Here is a 16,592-nt window from a genome sequence, read left to right on the forward strand (position 1 = left end):
GACGGCATGACGACAGTCTATGGGTGGGTTGGAAAACCGGACTCACTTGGTTACCGTGGAGTACGCAAGTGCGTCCAGAAATCCAACCCACTGGGCCCCGGGCCCGGTCAGGTCGAGAGGCATCCCCATGCGCGACGCCGTCATCGTCGAAGCCGTACGCACCCCCGTGGGCAAGGGCAAGCCCGGCGGCTCCCTCGCCCACGTCCACCCCGTCGAACTCCTCGCCCACGCCCTGCGCGGCCTCGTCGAGCGCACCGGCGTCGACCCGGCGCGGATAGACGACGTGATCGGCGGCTGCGTCGACCAGGTCGCCGAGCAGGCCATGAACACCACCCGGTACGCCGCCCTGGCCGCGGGCTTCCCGGAGTCCGTGCCCGCGACGACCGTGGACCGCCAGTGCGGCTCGTCCCAGCAGGCGGTGCACTTCGCCGCGCAGGGCGTGATCGCGGGCGCGTACGACATGGTGGTCGCCTGCGGCGTGGAGTCGATGAGCCGCGTACCGATGTGGTCGAACGTGCCCGCGGGCGCCGACCCCTTCGGCCCCGGCATCGCCGAGCGCTACCCGGAAGGCCTGGTGCCGCAGGGCGTCAGCGCCGAGCTCATCGCCGCCAAGTGGTCCATAAGCCGCGAGGAGATGGACGTCTTCGCCACCGGCTCGCACCAGAAGGCGGCCCGCGCCTGGGCCGACGGCCTCTTCGACGCGGAGGTCGCGCCGCTCGACGGCGTCACCCGTGACGAGTCCGTGCGGCCCGCCACCACGCCGGAGGTCCTCGCCGGGCTCAGGCCCGCCTACGAGGACCCCGCCTTCGGCGAGCGCTACCCGCAGATCGACTGGTCCGTGACCGCGGGCAACTCCAGCCCCCTCAATGACGGCGCGTCAGCCGTGCTCATCACCACCAGCGAGAACGCCGCCCGCCTCGGCCTTCGCCCCCTCGCCCGGCTGCACAGCTTCGCCGTCACCGGGTCGGACCCGCTCCTGATGCTCACCGGCATCCTGCCCGCCACCGAGCAGGTGCTGCGCCGGGCCTCCCTGACGCTCGACGACATCGACCTGTTCGAGGTCAACGAGGCGTTCGCGAGCGTCGTCCTGTCCTGGCTGCGGGAGACCGGCGTCGACGAGCGGAAGCTGAACGTGCACGGGGGCGCCATCGCCCTTGGCCATCCGCTGGGGGCCAGCGGCACGCGGCTGATGACGACGCTGGTGCACGCCATGCGGGCCCGTGGGGCGCGGTTCGCCCTGCAGACGATGTGCGAGGCCGGAGGTCTTGCCAACGCGACGATCCTCGAGGCGGTGTGACGCCCGCAGATCCACCAGAAGGACCCTAGCCGCGGCCGCCGTTCAGCTGGTGCCGCTTGCGCCAGGCCACCACCGCCCCCGCCACGCCCGTCACCGCGATGAAGGCCATCGCGAGGAGGAACGCGGGGGAGGTCGGGGTGGAGGCGCGGGCGCCCGCTATCACGTACGCCGCGGTGTTCGGGACCGAGCCGATGGCCGTCGCCAGGAGGAACGGCAGCCAGCCCATGCGGGAGACCGCCGCGCAGTAGTTGGCCGCCGCGAACGGCACGCCGGGGAAGAGGCGCACCGCCAGCATCGAACGGAAGCCGTGGCGGCTGAGCTGGCCGTCGGCGGCCTTGAGCCAGCGGCCCCGCAGCAGCGGGCGCAGCGCGTCCTGCCCGAGCACCCGGCCGAGCCCGAACGACACGCCCGCCCCGAGCACCGTGCCCGCGACCGCGGCCCCGAGCCCCGCCTGGGAGCCGAACAGCGCGCCCGCCGCCAGATTGAGGATCGGCCGGGGCACGAACGCCACGGTGCACACGCCGTACGCCACCGCGAACACGCACACCGCGGCGGCGCCGGTGAGCTGCGGCGGCCAGCCGTCGGAGAGCAGGCGCTGCGGCTCGAAGAGCAGCACCCCCGCGGCGGCGGCGCCGAGCAGCACGACGAGCAGTGACAGCCGCGACCACGGTGACAGGAGCACCCTGGTGCAGCGCACGGCGAGGCCCGGCGTCGGGGCGGCGGCGGTGTCGAGCATCCGGGGAGACTAACCGACTTATGTGTCTGATCGCCGTATGGTGCGTCTCATGAGCGTCACAGCCCCGCGGAGTCCCCTCGCCGACACCGTCATCGGCAAGCTCACCACCGTCTTCGCGGACGCGGCCGACCCCGTCCGGGCGGCGGAGATGCGCGCGTACATGAAGGACGTCGCGCCGTTCCTCGGGCTGACCTCGCCGGTGCGCCGGGACCTGGCGCGGACGGTCCTCGCGGGCACGCCCCGGCCCGACGAGGCGGACTGCGCCGCGCTGGCGCTGCGCTGCTGGCGGCTGCCCGAGCGCGAGTACCAGTACTTCGCCGTGGACTATCTGCGGCGGCACGTGGGGCGCTGTTCGTCCGGCTTCCTGCCCGTCGTCCGGCACCTGGTGACGACGCTCCCGTGGTGGGACACCGTCGACGCGCTCGCCGCGCACGTCGTCGGCGGGCTCGTCGCCGCCGACCCGAAGCTCGCCGCGGACATGGACGCCTGGAGCGGGGACGCCGACCTGTGGGTCGTGCGCACCGCGCTCCTGCACCAGCTGCGCTACCAGGAACGGACGGACGCCGACCGCCTTTTCGCGTACTGCGAGCGCCAGGCGGGCCACCCGGACTTCTTCGTCCGCAAGGCCGTCGGCTGGTGCCTGCGCGAGTACGCGAAGACCGACCCGGACGCGGTACGGGCCTTCGTGGACCGCCACCGGGACGCGCTGGCGCCGCTCTCCGTGCGCGAGGCCCTGAAGCACATCGACAGCTGACGGGATAGTGACGAGGCGTCAGGGGTGCGTGCGACGCGAGGGGTTCGTGGGGCGTCATCGCCGTACGTGACTGGTGCGTCGCGGAAAATCATTCGACGCGCGGCACCCCGTCAGCCATGATCGACGACATGTTCCGGCACGCCTTTCCCACAGCTCCGGCCGCCCTCGCGGTCGCTGCGAAGGCTGCCGCCTTTCCTTTTGACGGCGCCCGAAGCTGACTCTCCCCGGACACTCCGGCGGACCCCGCAGGGGGAGGGTCGGCCAGGCCCCAGGGGTCCCGTCCGACGGCCGCGCGCCGCGGGCCTCACCTTTCGAGTTCCGGAGAAGGAACCAGCATGTCCAAGACGTCCTACGTCCGCACGAAACCGCATCTGAACATCGGCACCATGGGCCATGTCGACCACGGCAAGACCACCCTGACCGCCGCCATCACCAAGGTCCTCGCCGAGCGCGGCGGCGGCGCGTTCGTGCCCTTCGACCGCATCGACCGCGCGCCCGAGGAGGCGCGGCGCGGCATCACCATCAACATCGCGCACGTCGAGTACGAGACCGACACCCGGCACTACGCGCACGTGGACATGCCAGGCCACGCCGACTACGTCAAGAACATGGTCACCGGCGCCGCCCAGCTGGACGGCGCGATCCTCGTCGTCTCCGCGGTCGACGGGATCATGCCGCAGACCGCCGAGCACGTGCTGCTCGCCCGCCAGGTCGGCGTGGACCACATCGTGGTGGCCCTGAACAAGGCCGACGCGGGCGACGAGGAACTCGCCGACCTCGTCGAGCTGGAGGTGCGGGACCTGCTGTCCGCGCACGGCTACGGCGGCGACTCCGCCCCGGTGGTACGGGTATCGGGGCTCAAGGCCCTCGCGGGCGAGCCCCGCTGGACGGCGGCGATCGAGGCGCTCCTGGACGCCGTGGACACCTACGTCCCGATGCCGGAGCGCTATGTGGACGCGCCGTTCCTGCTGCCCGTGGAGAACGTGTTGACGATCACGGGCCGGGGCACGGTCGTCACGGGCGCCGTCGAGCGCGGCACCGTCCGCGTCGGCGACCGCGTGGAGGTGCTCGGCGCGGACACGGACACGGACACCGTCGTCACCGGTCTGGAGACGTTCGGCAAGTCCATGGAGTCCGCCCAGGCGGGCGACAACGTGGCGCTGCTGCTGCGCGGCGTGCCCCGCGACGCCGTCCGCCGCGGCGCGGTGGTCGCCGCCCCCGGCAGCGTCCGCCCGAGCAGCCGCTTCACCGCGCGGGTCTACGTCCTCTCCACCCGCGAGGGCGGCCGCTCGACCCCGCTGGCGACGGGCTACCGGCCGCAGTTCTACCTCCGCACCGCGGACGTGGTCGGCGACGTCGACCTGGGCGAGCGCGCCGTGGCCCGCCCCGGCGACACGGTCACCATGACGGTCGGGCTCGGCCGCGCCGTGCCGCTGGAGCCCGGCCTCGGCTTCGCGATCCGCGAGGGCGGCAGAACCGTGGGGGCGGGCACGGTCATCGACGTCCTCTGACGCCCGGGTGAGGAGGGGGAGGGGCTCGGTCCGTACGGGGCCGGGAACCTCCCCCTCGTGCTCCCCACCGCTCCCGAAGGGTCCTTCGCTCCCGAAGGGTCCTTCGTCCAGCGCGGCGCGGGCACAATGGACCGGTGGACCAGCCCGCCGCCCCCGACCCCGCGCCGATACCCGAGGCGCCCGCCGCCGTGCCCGCGGACGAGCACGACACCGAGCACGACACCGCGTACGGCACCGAGCCCGTCCCCGTCACCCGCGCCGTCGACCACGGCACCGCCAAGCTGCTGCCCGACATCGACCGGGCCCGCGCCTGGCTCCTGACCGTCGACGGCGCCCCCCAGTCGTACGTCGACCTGGACGAGCCCACCTACCTGGAGTTCGAGTACGCGCGCAGGCTCGCGCACGTCCTGGACACGCTCGCCGCGCCGAACGCCCCGCTGGACGCCGTCCACCTGGGCGGCGGCGCGCTCACGCTGCCCCGCTACGTCGCCGCGACCAGGACGGGATCCCGGCAGCACGTCGTCGACGCCGACCGGGAGCTGCTGCGCCTCGTCGTCGAGAAGCTGCCACTGCCCGAGGGCTGCGGCATCGGCGTGCACGGCGCGGACGCCCGCGCCTGGCTCGAGGCGGCCCCCGACGACAGCGCGGACGTCGTGGTGGGCGACGTGTTCGGCGGCTCACGGGTGCCCGCGCACCTCACGTCGGACGCGTACGCGCGCACCGTCGACCGGGTCCTGCGCGCAGACGGGGTGTACGCGGCGAACCTCGCCGACGGCGCGCCCTTCGCCTTCCTGCGCTCCCAAGGGGCCACCTTCGCCGAGCGCTTCGAGGAGCTCGCGCTGATCGCCGAGCCCGCGCTGCTGCGCGGCCGGCGCTTCGGCAACGCGGTGCTCGTGGCCTCCCACCGGGCCCTGGACGTCGACGCCCTGGTGCGGCGCACGGCGGCCGACGTGTTCCCGGCGCGCGTGGTGCACGGCCAGGCCCTGCGCCGCTTCCTCGGCGACGCGCGGCCGGTGCGCGACGCGGACGCGGTGGCCTCGCCGGAGCCGCCGGACGGGGCGTTCAGCGTCGGCTGACGCGGCCCCGCCCGCCGGACGGCTCAGGACTCCGTGCCGTCCCCGTGCAGCCGGACCGTGGCGAGGATCTTCTTCACCAGGGTGTCGGAGACCTCCTCCTTCACGCCCTTGGCACCGTGCAGCGTCCAGGCGACGAACTCACCGGAGCTGTTCTTGAAGGCGAACGTGGTGGCCTTGCCGTTGGAGTCGCACTTGCCCGAGCCGGGGTCGCCGACCGAGGTGGTGGTCGCGACGCTGCCGCTGACGCCGGACGCGGTGGTGTAGGACTCCACCTTGCCGATCTTGATGTTCTTCTTGTCGGCCTTCTTCTGATTGGTGTAGCCGCCGAAGACCCACCAGGCGGAGTCGTTGCGGGCGACGTCCTTGGTGTTCTTCGCGCCGTTCTGGCCCTTGGTGCCGACCTCCGCGAGCGAGTGGTCGGTGGAGTTCCCGTCCTTGTCCTCGTCCGACGAGCACCACTTCTCCTTGAGCATGGCGGGCGCGGACATGCCGATCATCGCCTGGGAGCCGTCCCCCTTGTGGCGGTCCTCGAAGCCGATGAAGGTGTCCGGGGTCTTGACGACCCAGTCGGGCGGTACGTCGAAGGCCGTGCCCCACTTGGGGTTCACCACGACCTGCCAGCCGGGGACCGTCGGCTTCGGGTCGCCGCCCGTGCCGCGCGGATTGTCGTCGTCCGACGGCTTGGGGCTCGGCTTCTTGGTGGCCGACTTGGCGGGCTTGGGGGCCGCCTTGTCGGACTTGTCGTCACCGTCGCCGCCGAGGACCAGGAAGCCCGTCACGCCCGCGGCCACCACCACGGCGCCCGCGGCCACGATCGCGGTGATCTTCGTGCGGTTGCCGCCGCCACCGCCGTTGCCGCCGCCCGCGTCCGGACCGCCGGGCTGAGCCGCTCCCATCGGGAACGTCGGAGCGCCCCACTGGGGCTGCCCACCCGTCGGCTGCCCCGCGGCGGGCTGTCCGCCGGTGGGCTGCTGATAGGGGTTCGGCTGCTGGTAGCCCGGCTGCTGGTACGGGTTCGGCTGCTGGTACCCAGGCTGCTGGTACGGGTTGGGACCCTGGTGCTGCGGGTTCTGCTCGCCCCCGGGCGGCTGCTGTTCTGGCCACATGGCCAGTAACCATAGAGGCCGCTGGGGCCCGGTTGCCACGCCCGGGCGACTGCCGGGCGGGCACCGGGCCCGGGCTCATACGAAGCGGTGACGAACTGGTGAAGAAGTGGTGGATGTTACGTCCTGAATGCGTGCTTCAGGACGCTGTGGGCTCTCCGTGCAACCGCACCGTGCTGAGGATCTTCATGATCGTGGCGGTGGGGATCTCTTCCTTCACACCCCGCGCGCCGTACAGGTTCCACGACACGAACTCGCCCGCACTGTTCTTGAAGCCGAAGGAGATCGCCTTGCCGTCGGAGGCGCACTTGCCCTTCTGTGGCGTGTTCGTCGAGCGGGCCCACGCGATGCTGCCCTTGATGCCGGACTTGGTGGTGTAGGCCTTGGCCTTCTTGTCGAGGGTGAAGCTCTTCTTGTCCGGCTGCGTGTAGCCGCCGTAGACCCACCAGCCGACGGTGTTCACCGCGACCTCGCCGGTGTTCTTGGCGCCCCGCGCGCCCTTGGTGCCCGTGGCCCCGAGCTCGACCTCCTCGAAGCGGCCGTCCCTGTCCTCGTCGGACGTGCACCACTTCGGCTTCAGGACCGCAGGGGCGCCCATGGCCGCGATGGGCTCGCCGCTCTTGTGGTCCTCCATGTTGATCGCGTGGCCCGGGCCCTGGACCTGCCAGTCGGGCGGCACGTCGAAGGCCGTGCCCCACTTGGGGTTCACCACGACCCGCCAGCCCGGGACGGTCGCCTTGGGGCCGCCGTCGGTGCCGCGCTCCCCGTCGTCGCCGTCGCTCGGACTCGCCGTCGACCGCGTGGGCTTCGCCTTCGCGGCGGAGTCGTTCTTGTCGCCCTTGCCGTCCTCGTCGCCGCCGAGGACCAGGAAGCCCGTCACGCCCGCGGCCACGACGACCACGGCCGCCGCGGCGATGGCGATGACCTTGGTCCTGTTCCCGCCACCGCCACCGCTCCCGTCACCGGGTGCCTGCGGCGCCCCCGGCATCGTCGGCGGCGCGTTCCACTGGCCCTGCTGCGGCCCGCCCTGCGGCGGCTGCTGCTGGTACGGGGATGGCTGCTGGTAGGGGTTGGGCTGCTGGTAGCCCGGCTGCTGGTACGGGTTCTGGTGCTGCGGGTTCTGCTCGCCCCCGGGCGGCTGCTGTCCTGGCCACATGGCCGGTAACCCTACGGGTGCGGCGCTGACGTGCTCACACCACCCCGGTGGCGCGCAGGGGTGCCCGCGACCGCCACGCGGCCCGGGCGACGGCCGTGCGGTACACCCTGGTCACCGGGCTCTACTCGTGGGTAACATCCGGGTTATGAGCGCAGACCAGAAGTCCATCGGCGAGATGCTCGCCGCCACCGTGCCCATGGCCCGGACCCTCAACCTCACCTTCCTGGAGACCACGCCCGAGCGGGCCGTCGTCGCCCTGCCCGACCAGGCGGACTACCACAACCACGTGGGCGGCCCGCACGCCGGAGCCATGTTCACGCTGGGCGAGACCGCGAGCGGCGCCATCGTCCTCGCCGCCTTCGGCAGCCAGCTGTCGCGGGCCGTGCCGCTCGCGGTGCGCGCCGACATCGCGTACAAGAAGCTCGCCAAGGGCCCGGTGAAGGCCACCGCGACGCTGGGGCGTCCGGCCGCCGAGGTGATCGCCGAACTCGACGCGGGCCAGCGCCCCGAGTTCCCGGTGGCCATCGCCATCACCCGCGAGGACGGCGACGTGACCGGCGAGATGTCGGTGACGTGGACCCTGCGCCCGAAGGACCCCCAGTAGCCCCGAGGGACGCCTGAGCGCGCACGCGCCTGAGTACGCGTACTCAGGCGGGCCCCGCGCGGCGCGGTGAGCATGGTGGGCATGAACCTGCCCAGCGCCCCGCCCGCGTTCGACGCCTCCGTCCGCACCCGCGTCGACACCGGCCCCGACGTCGGCGCGGCCATCGGGCTCGTCCTGGCCGAAGTGCTCGTCGTCGCCGGGATCGCGGCGGCGTGGATCGCCAGCGGATTCACCTTCGACACGGCCACCGAAGCTGAGTTCGACCGGCTCGGCGGCTATCTCGCGGCCGCCGCTGCCGTCGGCGGCTTCGCGATGCTCGCCTCCGGCGTCGCCTTCAGGAAGCGGGCCCCGGTGACCGCGTGGAGCCAGGCGGTCATGGTGGTGCTGATCGCCTTCGGAGTCCTCGGCGGGCTTTCGTACCAGCGTCACGAGGACGAACTGCGAGAGCCCGCGCCCGTCTACACGGGGCCGGTGGGCTGCCGCAGCGGTGGCGACAGCGCCGAGTGCGCGTCCCTGGGCGGCTGAGGCGGGGAACGGGGAGTTCCGCGTGAGCGGGTAGGCTGCCCCGGCGTGCGCGATCATCGCGTGCGCCGGGGGAGTCCATCAGCGCGGGAAAGGAACCGGGGTTGCACGTCCAGGAGTGGCTGGAGCACGTACCCGCCGTCAGCGTCTACGCGCTCGTCGGCCTGGTCATCGGCCTGGAGTCACTGGGCATCCCGCTGCCGGGCGAGATCGTCCTCGTCTCGGCCGCGCTCCTCTCGTCCCAGCACGGCGACGTGAACCCGGTGATCCTCGGCGCCTGCGCCACCGCGGGGGCCGTGATCGGCGACTCCATCGGCTACGCCATCGGCCGCAAGGGCGGCAGGCCGCTGCTCGGCTGGCTGGAGCGGAAGTTCCCCAAGCACTTCAGCGCGGCGAACGTCGGCAGCGCCGAGCGCTCCTTCCAGAAGTGGGGCATGTGGGCGGTGTTCTTCGGCCGCTTCGTCGCGCTCCTGCGCATCTTCGCCGGGCCCCTCGCGGGCGTCCTGCGCATGCCGTACTGGAAGTTCTTCATCGCCAACGTCCTCGGCGGCATCGTCTGGGCGGGCGGCACCACCGCCGTCATCTACTACATCGGCGTGGTCGCGGAGGACTGGCTCAAGCGCTTCTCGTACGTCGGACTCGGCATCGCGGTGCTGCTCGGCATCGGCTCGATGCTGCTGGTCAAGCGGCGGGCGAAGAAGGCCGCGGAGGAGTACGCGGCGAGCGGGGACGCGGCCGTGGAGCCCGCGAGGGCGGCCGGGCCTGAGCCCGTCCCGGCCGCCGACTGAGCGAGCGGCCCGCGCGCTCAGCCCCGCTGGGCGTGCGCGGCGCGGTGGGCCTTCGCGAGCTCCGCGTACATCGTGCCGTTGAGCGAGATGCCCGCCCGCTCCTCCTCCGTCAGCTGCCGCTTCACCTTCGCGGGGACGCCCGCCACCAGCGAGCCCGGCGGCACCCGCATGCCCTGCGGCACCAGGGCCTGCGCGGCGACCAGGGAACCGGCGCCGATCACCGCGCCGTTGAGGACGGTCGCGCCCATCCCGATGAGGCAGTCGTCCTCGATCGTGCAGCCGTGCACGACGGCGTTGTGGCCGACGGACACCCGCTCGCCGACGGTCACTGGGAAGCCCGGGTCCACGTGCAGGGTGCAGTTGTCCTGGATGTTGCTGTACGCGCCGACCTCGATCGGCCCGCAGTCGGCGCGCAGCACCGCCCCGTACCAGGTGCTCGCGCCCGCGCCGAGCGTCACCTCGCCGATCACCACGGAGGTGGCGGCGGTGAAGGCCTCGGGGTCGATGCGCGGTTCCTTGCCGCCGATGCCCATGACGAGTGCCTGGTGGCTCATCGCTCTTCTCCTTGGATGCGTGCGTCGCTGGACGCGTGGGTCCGTCGCGCCTGAGCGAACCGTACGGGACCGCCGCCGCGCCACGGCGTGGGGTGAAGATCACAGCTGGTGGGAGTGCTCGGCCCGGGCGGGGCTGAGTACCGTGAGCGGGTGCCCAGGAACAAGAACGTGTTCTCATCCCTTGCCGTCTGGCGGCGCGGCGTGGCGCAGCGCGCCGTCCACGCGGGCTGGGCCTGGGTGCAGCGCACCGGCGCGGTGACCGCGCGGCGGCCCGGGCGGCTGCGGTTCGGCGCGATCGGCGAGGGCACCCGGCTCGCGTTCCCGCAGGGCACCGTGTTCGGCGCGCCCTGGATCAGGCTCGGCGCGCACTGCGTCGTGGGCGAACAGGTCACGCTCACCGCCGGGTTGATGCCCGACCTCGACCTCGGCCCCGACCCGATCCTGCGCATCGGCGACGGGGTGGTGCTCGGCCGCGGCAGCCACGTCATCGCCGACACGTCCGTGACGATCGGCGACGACTGCTACTTCGGCCCGTATGTGTACGTCACGTCGACGAACCACTCCTACGACGACCCACACACGCCGATCGGCAAGCAGTGGCCGCGGATGGAGCCGGTGGAGATCGGCTCCGGGTGCTGGATCGGCACCGGCGCGGTGATCCTGCCCGGCGCCAGGATCGGCCGCAACGTGGTGGTGGCCGCCGGTGCCGTCGTGCGGGGCGAGGTGCCCGACCACGCGGTGGTGGCCGGGGCGCCCGCCCGGGTGGTGCGGACCTGGTGCGCGGAGCGGGGCTGGCAGCCGCCGCTGCGCACTCCGGCGCCGGTGCCGATCCCGGAGGGCATCACACCGGAACAGCTGCTCGCGCTCGGGGACTTGGCGGAGCCCGGCCGCCTCGCCGAGCTGTCCGACGCGGAGAAGAACGCGTAGCCGGGCGGCCGGGCTCAGCCCGTCGCCAGCAGGACCGTGCCCACGAGGGCGAGGCCCGCACCCGCCGCCTGGATGCCGCGCAGCCGCTCCTTGAGTACGCCGCGCGCGGCGAGCGCGGTCACCACCGGGTAGAGGGAGGCGAGGACGGCGGCGACCGTGACCGGACCCTGCTGGGCGGCCAGCGAGTAGGTGCCGTTGGCGGCGACGTCCGCGAGGCCCACGAAGGCGAGCGCCGGCAGCGCGGCCCACACGGCGTGGGCGCCGGTGCCCTCGGGCAGGGCCGCGCCGCCGCGCCGCACGCTGACGTACAGCGCGGCGCCGCCCGCGGCCACATTGGTCACGCGCTGCACGAAAAGGGCGAGGAACAGGCCGGTGAGGTTGCTCGACGCCTCCGCGATCAGGGCCATGACCGCGCCGAAGCCGAAGGCCGCGAGCAGCGTGAGCAGGACCGCCTGCCGTCGCACCGGGGCGCCGCGCAGTTCGGGGCCGCCCGCGAGGACGATGCCCGCGACGGCCACGGCGATGCCCGCGAACTGGGCGAGGCCGGGCCGCTCGCCGAGGAACAGGCCGACGCCCACCGGCACCGCCACGCCGAGGGAGCCGAGCGGCGAGACGACGCCCATCGGGCCGAGGGCCAGGGCCTTGTAGAAGGCGAGCATCGCGACCGGGCCCACCAGGCCCGCGCCGACGGCGAACCACAGCTGCGGGCCCCACTCACTCCAGGCGCCGGTCGCGACCACGATCGCGCCGAGCACGACCACGGCGACGCACTGCGAGACGACCACGACCGTCAGGGCGGGGATACGTCGGGTCAGCAGTCCGCCGCCGAAGTCGGCGAGGCCCCACAGCAGGCTGGTGGCCAGGGCGAACAGAGCTGTCATCGGAGCCTCGCAGTACAGTGTGGTGGACCATCCGGACCCTTCGGGTGGACCACACCGTAGTTCAGTACAGTGAACCCTGTCATCCAAAATATTGGACGGAATGTGTCGGCCGTGTCAGATCTCGACCAGCTCACGCAGTCACTCGCGCGCAACCTCAAGCGCTGGCGCGGCGAGAGGGGCTTCACGCTCGATGCCCTCGCGGCCCGCTCCGGCGTCAGCCGCGGCATGATCATCCAGATCGAGCAGGCGCGCACCAACCCCAGCGTCGGCATCACCGTGAAGCTCGCCGACGCGCTCGGCATCAGCATCACCACGCTCCTCGACTACGAGCAGGGCCCGCACGTGCGCGTGGTGCCGCCCGAGCAGATGGTGCGGATGTGGTCCACCGACGCGGGCTCCAGCACCACGCTGCTCGTCGGCGCCGAGGCGCGCGGCCCCTTCGAGCTGTGGACGTGGACCCTGATGCCGGGCGACGGCAGCGAGTCCGACGCGCACCCGCCGGGCACCGTCGAGCTGCTGCACGTCCGCGCCGGTGAGCTCACGCTCGTCGTGGACGGCGCGGAGTACCTGGTGCCGACGGGCTCCTCGGCGTCGTTCGAGGCCAACGTCCCGCACGGCTATCACAACAAGGGCGCCGAGCCGGTGGACATGACGATGTCGGTGGCGGTGCCGCCCGCGCGCGCCGGGTCCACCGGCGCCTACTGAGCCGCGCCCGCCCGCCCGCGCCGCCGCGAACGGCCCTGTTACGGTGCGGACATGCGCGCACCCATCGGAGACTTCGACGTCGTACAAACCGCCTCGCAGGCCCTTGACCTGCTCGTCGCCCCGGTGGCGCGCGCCGTGCGCGAGTGGCGCGGCTCCGTGCCCGCGGACGAGCTGATCCATGTGGACACCGAGCCGGAGTGGGCCGACACCGCCACCTTCGTGGAGCACTACGGCCCCCAGCTCCTCGAGGAGTCCGCGAACTGCGTCGTCGTGGCGGGCAAGCGCGGCGGCGAGGCCACGCTCGCCGCGTGCGTGGTCCTCTCCAGCGCGCGCGTCGACGTCAACGGCGCCGTGCGCCGCCAACTCGGCGCCCGCAAGGCCTCGTTCGCGCCGATGGACACCGCCACCGGCGCCACCGGCATGGAGTACGGCGGCATCACGCCGATCGGCCTGCCCGGCGACTGGCCCGTCCTGGTGGACGCCGCCGTCGCCGATCTGCCGTGGGTCCTGATCGGCAGCGGCAGCCGCAGGGGCAAGCTGATCGTGCCCGGCAAGGCGCTCGCCGAGCTGCCGGGCGCCGTCCTGATCGAGGGCCTGGGCACGGCGTGAGGCACGGCGTGAGAGCCCTTCAGTCCAGGCCGCCGCGCGCGATGAGCTGACGCACGATCACATTCCGCTGGATCTCGTTGGTGCCCTCGCCGACGATCATCAACGGCGCGTCCCGGAAGTAGCGTTCGACGTCGAACTCCGTCGCATAGCCGTGCCCGCCGTGGACGCGCACCGCGTCGAGCGCGATCCGCATCGCCGTCTCGGACGCGCACAGCTTGGCCATGCCCGCCTCCATGTCGACGCGCCGCCCCTCGTCGGCCTCGCGCGCCGCGTACAGCGTCAGCTGGCGGGCCGCCGTCAGCGAGGTGGCCATGTCCGCCAGGTAGTTGCCGATGGACTGGTGCCGCCAGATCGGCTCGCCGAACGCCTCCCGCTCCTGGGCGTAGCGCAGCGCGTCCTCGAACGCGGCGCGGCCCACGCCGAGCGCGCGGGCGGCCACCTGGAGCCGCCCCGTCTCCAGACCGCTCATCATCTGCCCGAAGCCGCGCCCCTCGACTCCGCCGAGCAGCGCGTCCGCCCGTACCGGGAAGTCCTCCAGGACCAGCTCGCAGCTCTCCACGCCCTTGTAGCCGAGCTTGTCCAGATCGCGTACGACCCGCAGGCCCGGGCCGTGTTCGACGAGCAGGATCGAGATCCCCCGGTGGCGCGGCTCGGCGCCGGGGTCCGTCTTGCACAGCAGGGCGATGAGCCCCGCGCGGCGGGCGTTGGTGATCCAGGTCTTCGCCCCGTTCACCACGTACCCGTCGCCGTCGCGCCGCGCGTGGGTGCGCAGGGCCTGCAGGTCGGAGCCGCCGCCCGGTTCGGTCAGGGCCATCGTCGCGCGGACCTCGCCCGTGGCCAGGCGGGGCAGCCAGCGCGCCCGCTGCGCCGCCGTGCCGAAGCGCGCGAGCAGCTTCACCACCACCGTGTGGCCGCCCATGGCGCCCGCGAGGCTCATCCAGCCGCGTGCCAGCTCCTCGGTGACCAGCACGAAGCACGGCGTGGACACGGGTGTGCCGCCGTACTCCTCCGGGACCGCGAGTCCGAAGACACCGAGTGCCTTCATGTCCTCGATGAGCGCCCGCGGATAGGTGTCCGTGTGCTCAAGCTCGCGTACGACGGGCCGCACCCGGCGGTCCACGAAGTCCCGCACGGTGGTGACGGCCAGGCGCTCGGCGGGGGAGAGTCCTTCGAGGGCGCTCACGCGTCCGCCGCCGTGCCGATCACGCCTTCGGCACGGAGCCCGGCGATGTCCCGCGGTGAGCGCCCGAGCTCGGCGAGGATCTTCTCCGTGTGCTCGCCCGCCTCCGGCACCGGATCCATGCGGGGGCTGACGCCCGAGAGGCCCACGGGCGGCACGAGCGCCCGCATCGGGGGCGCGCCGCCCGGCAGCCCCACCTCCCGCCAGCGGTCGCGCTCGGTCAGCGCCGGGTGCTCCAGGAAGTCGGCCACGGTGTTCACGCCCGCGTGGGCGATGTTGGCGCGGTCGAGCAGCGCCGCCGCCTCGTCGCCGTCGAGCGCGGCGACGCGCCCGGCGATGACGGCGTCGAGCTCCTCGCGGTGCGTGACCCGGTCCTGGCCCGTCGCGAAGCGCGGGTCGTCCACGAGCTCGGGGCGGCCGAGGAACACCGTGCACAGCGCTGCCCACTCCGGTTCGTTCTGCACCGCGAGCAGCACGTCCTCGCCGTCGCGGGCGGTGAACACGCCGTAGGGCGCGACCGTCGCGTGCCGGGCGCCGACGCGCGGCGGCTGCGTGCCGCCGTAGCGCGTGTAGTACGCGGGCTGGCTCATCCACTCGGCCAGCGCGTCGAACAGCGAGACCTCCACCGCGGGGGCGCGGCCGGTCGTCGCCCGCGTGAAGAGCGCCGAGAGGATGCCGCTGTACGCGTACATGCCCGCCGCGATGTCGGCCACCGAGATCCCGACGCGGGCGGGTTCGTCCGGGGTGCCGGTGAGCGACAGGAGCCCGGTCTGGCACTGCACGAGCAGGTCGTACGCCTTGCGCCCGGACCACGGTCCTGACGCGCCGTAGCCGCTGACCGCGCAGGTGATGAGCGAGGGGTGGCGGGCCCGGAGCTCGTCCGGGGCCAGGCCGAGCCGGTCGGCCGCGCCCGGCGCGAGGTTCTGGACGAACACGTCGGCCCCGGCGAGCAGTTCCCGCAGGACCTGGCGGCCGGAGCCGGACTTCAGGTCCAGGGTGAGCGACTCCTTCGAGCGGTTGAGCCACACGAAATAGCTGGCCTGCCCGTGCACGGTGGTGTCGTAGCGCCGGGCGAAGTCACCGCCGCCAGGACGCTCCACCTTGATCACGCGGGCGCCGAGGTCGGCGAGCTGCCTAGTCGCGAACGGCGCGGCCACGGCCTGTTCGAGGCTGACCACGGTGATGCCGGTCAGGGGCAAGGGGTGCGGCACGGCGGGGCTCCATCCTGCCTCGGGGGTCGGGCCCTCTTTGTACGGGACGACCACCCGGTGCGGTACGGGCTGTGGCGGGCCATGGCCGATCGTCGTGCGACCGGGGTGGCCGCCCTCGGGCCGATGGTCCCGGTCGCTCGCCCCTCCGCTCACTCCCGCGCGCCGCCCCGGTACGCGTCGTGGAACTGCTCGAACGTCACCTCGTAGCCGTCCGGGTCGAGGCCGACGAAGACCCGCGCCCAGTCGGTGTCCTCGGGCTCCGAGAGGACCTCCAGGCCCTCGGCCCGCCACAGGCCGTAGGCGCCGTCGAGGTCCCGGGTCGGCACGGCGAGGACGAAGCCGAGGCCGTGCGGTCCGGAGCGGACCGCCGCGCCGCGCTCCTCGTCGTGGTGGTCGTGCCCGTCCATCGCGACGAGGATCAGCCAGGTGTGGCCGAAGGTGAGATAGCGAAGGCCCGGCTGCTCGTCGTTCGGGAGTTCCCGGAAGCCGAGCCGGAGATAGAGGTCGCCGGACCGCTTCAGGTCACGGACGCGCAGACTGACCTTGAGCTGCTTGCTGCCCATCATGGGAGGCACTCCTTCGCTGGCCCGGCGCTGGCCCGGTGCGCCGGGGCCCGTGGATCAGTGGTGTCGACGGTATCGGGCGCCCCCCGGTCCGTTGAGCTGGGGCGCAGGGGCGTCGGGGCGGGTTTCGGCCACCGCCGTTCACCTGATGCTCACGAGGGTCGGCACGATCCGCCGTGCGGACCTTGTGCGCAGTTCAGCCGGTGCGGTCACCGTGTGAGGTGGGTGCCCCGCTCGTTCCCCTCCGTCGGACTCATCGACTCAACGGACTCTTCGGACTCCTACGACCGTTCTCATCGGACCGTTCCCGCCGTCCCCCCGTTTCCGCCGGTTCCGCCGTTTCCGCCGGTTTCCACGGGATCTCCTCGGACCGACTCCCTCGGACCCTCCCCCCAGGACCCTCCCCATCGAACGG

General features: G+C 73.0%; 18 protein-coding genes. 10 read left to right on the top strand and 8 right to left on the bottom strand.

The genetic code is table 11. The features are described from left to right. The first annotated feature begins 127 nt into the window (after window positions 1–127). The gene (locus AC07A4_RS36475; RefSeq protein WP_478607494.1) at window positions 128–1,297 is read left to right on the top strand and encodes a thiolase family protein; all 1,170 of its coding nucleotides are present in this window, start codon (window positions 128–130) and stop codon (window positions 1,295–1,297) included. A gap of 25 nt (window positions 1,298–1,322) precedes the next feature. Here the strand turns inward: AC07A4_RS36475 and AC07A4_RS36480 are convergent, their stop codons facing one another. Continuing rightward, the gene (locus AC07A4_RS36480; RefSeq protein WP_478607496.1) at window positions 1,323–2,033 is read right to left on the bottom strand and encodes a TVP38/TMEM64 family protein; all 711 of its coding nucleotides are present in this window, start codon (window positions 2,031–2,033) and stop codon (window positions 1,323–1,325) included. A 49-nt stretch (window positions 2,034–2,082) separates the two neighbouring features. Here AC07A4_RS36480 and AC07A4_RS36485 point away from each other — a divergent pair, with 49 nt between their 5' ends. The 3 genes from AC07A4_RS36485 (at window position 2,083) to AC07A4_RS36495 (ending at window position 5,374) form a co-directional block, all read left to right on the top strand. Next, on the top strand, window positions 2,083–2,787 hold the full coding sequence (locus AC07A4_RS36485) for a DNA alkylation repair protein (protein WP_478607498.1): 705 nt from the start codon (window positions 2,083–2,085) through the stop codon (window positions 2,785–2,787). A gap of 335 nt (window positions 2,788–3,122) precedes the next feature. Next, window positions 3,123–4,298 (top strand): elongation factor Tu, encoded by a 1,176-nt coding sequence (gene tuf / locus AC07A4_RS36490; protein ID WP_478607501.1) that lies wholly within the window; start codon window positions 3,123–3,125, stop codon window positions 4,296–4,298. A 188-nt stretch (window positions 4,299–4,486) separates the two neighbouring features. Next, window positions 4,487–5,374, top strand: coding sequence for a spermidine synthase (locus AC07A4_RS36495; RefSeq protein ID WP_478607837.1), 888 nt, complete (start codon window positions 4,487–4,489; stop codon window positions 5,372–5,374). Between the two features lie 23 nt (window positions 5,375–5,397). On the opposite strand, the gene AC07A4_RS36500 is transcribed toward AC07A4_RS36495, so the two are convergent. Both AC07A4_RS36500 and AC07A4_RS36505 read right to left on the bottom strand, forming a co-directional pair. Further along, on the bottom strand, window positions 5,398–6,480 hold the full coding sequence (locus AC07A4_RS36500; protein WP_478607504.1) for a DUF8017 domain-containing protein: 1,083 nt from the start codon (window positions 6,478–6,480) through the stop codon (window positions 5,398–5,400). Between the two features lie 136 nt (window positions 6,481–6,616). Then, window positions 6,617–7,633, bottom strand: a complete 1,017-nt coding sequence (locus AC07A4_RS36505) for a DUF8017 domain-containing protein (protein WP_478607506.1) — start codon at window positions 7,631–7,633, stop codon at window positions 6,617–6,619. A gap of 145 nt (window positions 7,634–7,778) precedes the next feature. Here AC07A4_RS36505 and AC07A4_RS36510 point away from each other — a divergent pair, with 145 nt between their 5' ends. The 3 genes from AC07A4_RS36510 (at window position 7,779) to AC07A4_RS36520 (ending at window position 9,547) form a co-directional block, all read left to right on the top strand. Beyond that, window positions 7,779–8,237 (top strand): DUF4442 domain-containing protein, encoded by a 459-nt coding sequence (locus tag AC07A4_RS36510; protein WP_478607509.1) that lies wholly within the window; start codon window positions 7,779–7,781, stop codon window positions 8,235–8,237. A gap of 81 nt (window positions 8,238–8,318) precedes the next feature. After that, the gene (locus AC07A4_RS36515; RefSeq protein ID WP_478607511.1) at window positions 8,319–8,762 is read left to right on the top strand and encodes a DUF6234 family protein; all 444 of its coding nucleotides are present in this window, start codon (window positions 8,319–8,321) and stop codon (window positions 8,760–8,762) included. Between the two features lie 101 nt (window positions 8,763–8,863). Further along, window positions 8,864–9,547, top strand: a complete 684-nt coding sequence (locus AC07A4_RS36520; protein WP_478607514.1) for a DedA family protein — start codon at window positions 8,864–8,866, stop codon at window positions 9,545–9,547. A gap of 17 nt (window positions 9,548–9,564) precedes the next feature. Here AC07A4_RS36520 and AC07A4_RS36525 read toward each other — a convergent pair whose 3' ends face one another. Then, window positions 9,565–10,101, bottom strand: coding sequence for a gamma carbonic anhydrase family protein (locus tag AC07A4_RS36525; RefSeq protein WP_478607516.1), 537 nt, complete (start codon window positions 10,099–10,101; stop codon window positions 9,565–9,567). Window positions 10,102–10,251: 150 nt separating this feature from the next. Here AC07A4_RS36525 and AC07A4_RS36530 point away from each other — a divergent pair, with 150 nt between their 5' ends. Further along, window positions 10,252–11,028 carry an acyltransferase gene (locus AC07A4_RS36530; protein ID WP_478607519.1) on the top strand — a complete coding sequence of 259 codons (777 nt, stop codon included), beginning with the start codon at window positions 10,252–10,254 and terminating at the stop codon, window positions 11,026–11,028. A 14-nt stretch (window positions 11,029–11,042) separates the two neighbouring features. Here AC07A4_RS36530 and AC07A4_RS36535 read toward each other — a convergent pair whose 3' ends face one another. Further along, window positions 11,043–11,909: an EamA family transporter gene (locus tag AC07A4_RS36535; protein WP_478607520.1), complete on the bottom strand. Its 867-nt coding sequence runs from the start codon at window positions 11,907–11,909 to the stop codon at window positions 11,043–11,045. 111 nt (window positions 11,910–12,020) lie between these two features. Here AC07A4_RS36535 and AC07A4_RS36540 point away from each other — a divergent pair, with 111 nt between their 5' ends. Next, a complete protein-coding gene (locus AC07A4_RS36540; protein ID WP_478607522.1) occupies window positions 12,021–12,614 on the top strand; it encodes a helix-turn-helix domain-containing protein in 594 nt (197 codons plus the stop codon). A 51-nt stretch (window positions 12,615–12,665) separates the two neighbouring features. Next, window positions 12,666–13,223: a YbaK/EbsC family protein gene (locus tag AC07A4_RS36545; protein WP_478607524.1), complete on the top strand. Its 558-nt coding sequence runs from the start codon at window positions 12,666–12,668 to the stop codon at window positions 13,221–13,223. Between the two features lie 19 nt (window positions 13,224–13,242). On the opposite strand, the gene AC07A4_RS36550 is transcribed toward AC07A4_RS36545, so the two are convergent. From AC07A4_RS36550 to AC07A4_RS36560, 3 genes are all read right to left on the bottom strand, one after another. Next, on the bottom strand, window positions 13,243–14,406 hold the full coding sequence (locus AC07A4_RS36550; RefSeq protein WP_478607526.1) for an acyl-CoA dehydrogenase family protein: 1,164 nt from the start codon (window positions 14,404–14,406) through the stop codon (window positions 13,243–13,245). Then, a complete protein-coding gene (locus AC07A4_RS36555; RefSeq protein WP_478607529.1) occupies window positions 14,403–15,614 on the bottom strand; it encodes a CaiB/BaiF CoA transferase family protein in 1,212 nt (403 codons plus the stop codon). The genes AC07A4_RS36550 and AC07A4_RS36555 overlap by 4 nt, the downstream gene beginning before the upstream one ends. A gap of 149 nt (window positions 15,615–15,763) precedes the next feature. Further along, on the bottom strand, window positions 15,764–16,180 hold the full coding sequence (locus tag AC07A4_RS36560; protein WP_478607530.1) for a VOC family protein: 417 nt from the start codon (window positions 16,178–16,180) through the stop codon (window positions 15,764–15,766). Between the last annotated feature and the right edge of the window lie 412 nt (window positions 16,181–16,592).

The sequence above is a fragment of the Streptomyces sp. NPDC043996 genome (assembly GCF_056435225.1).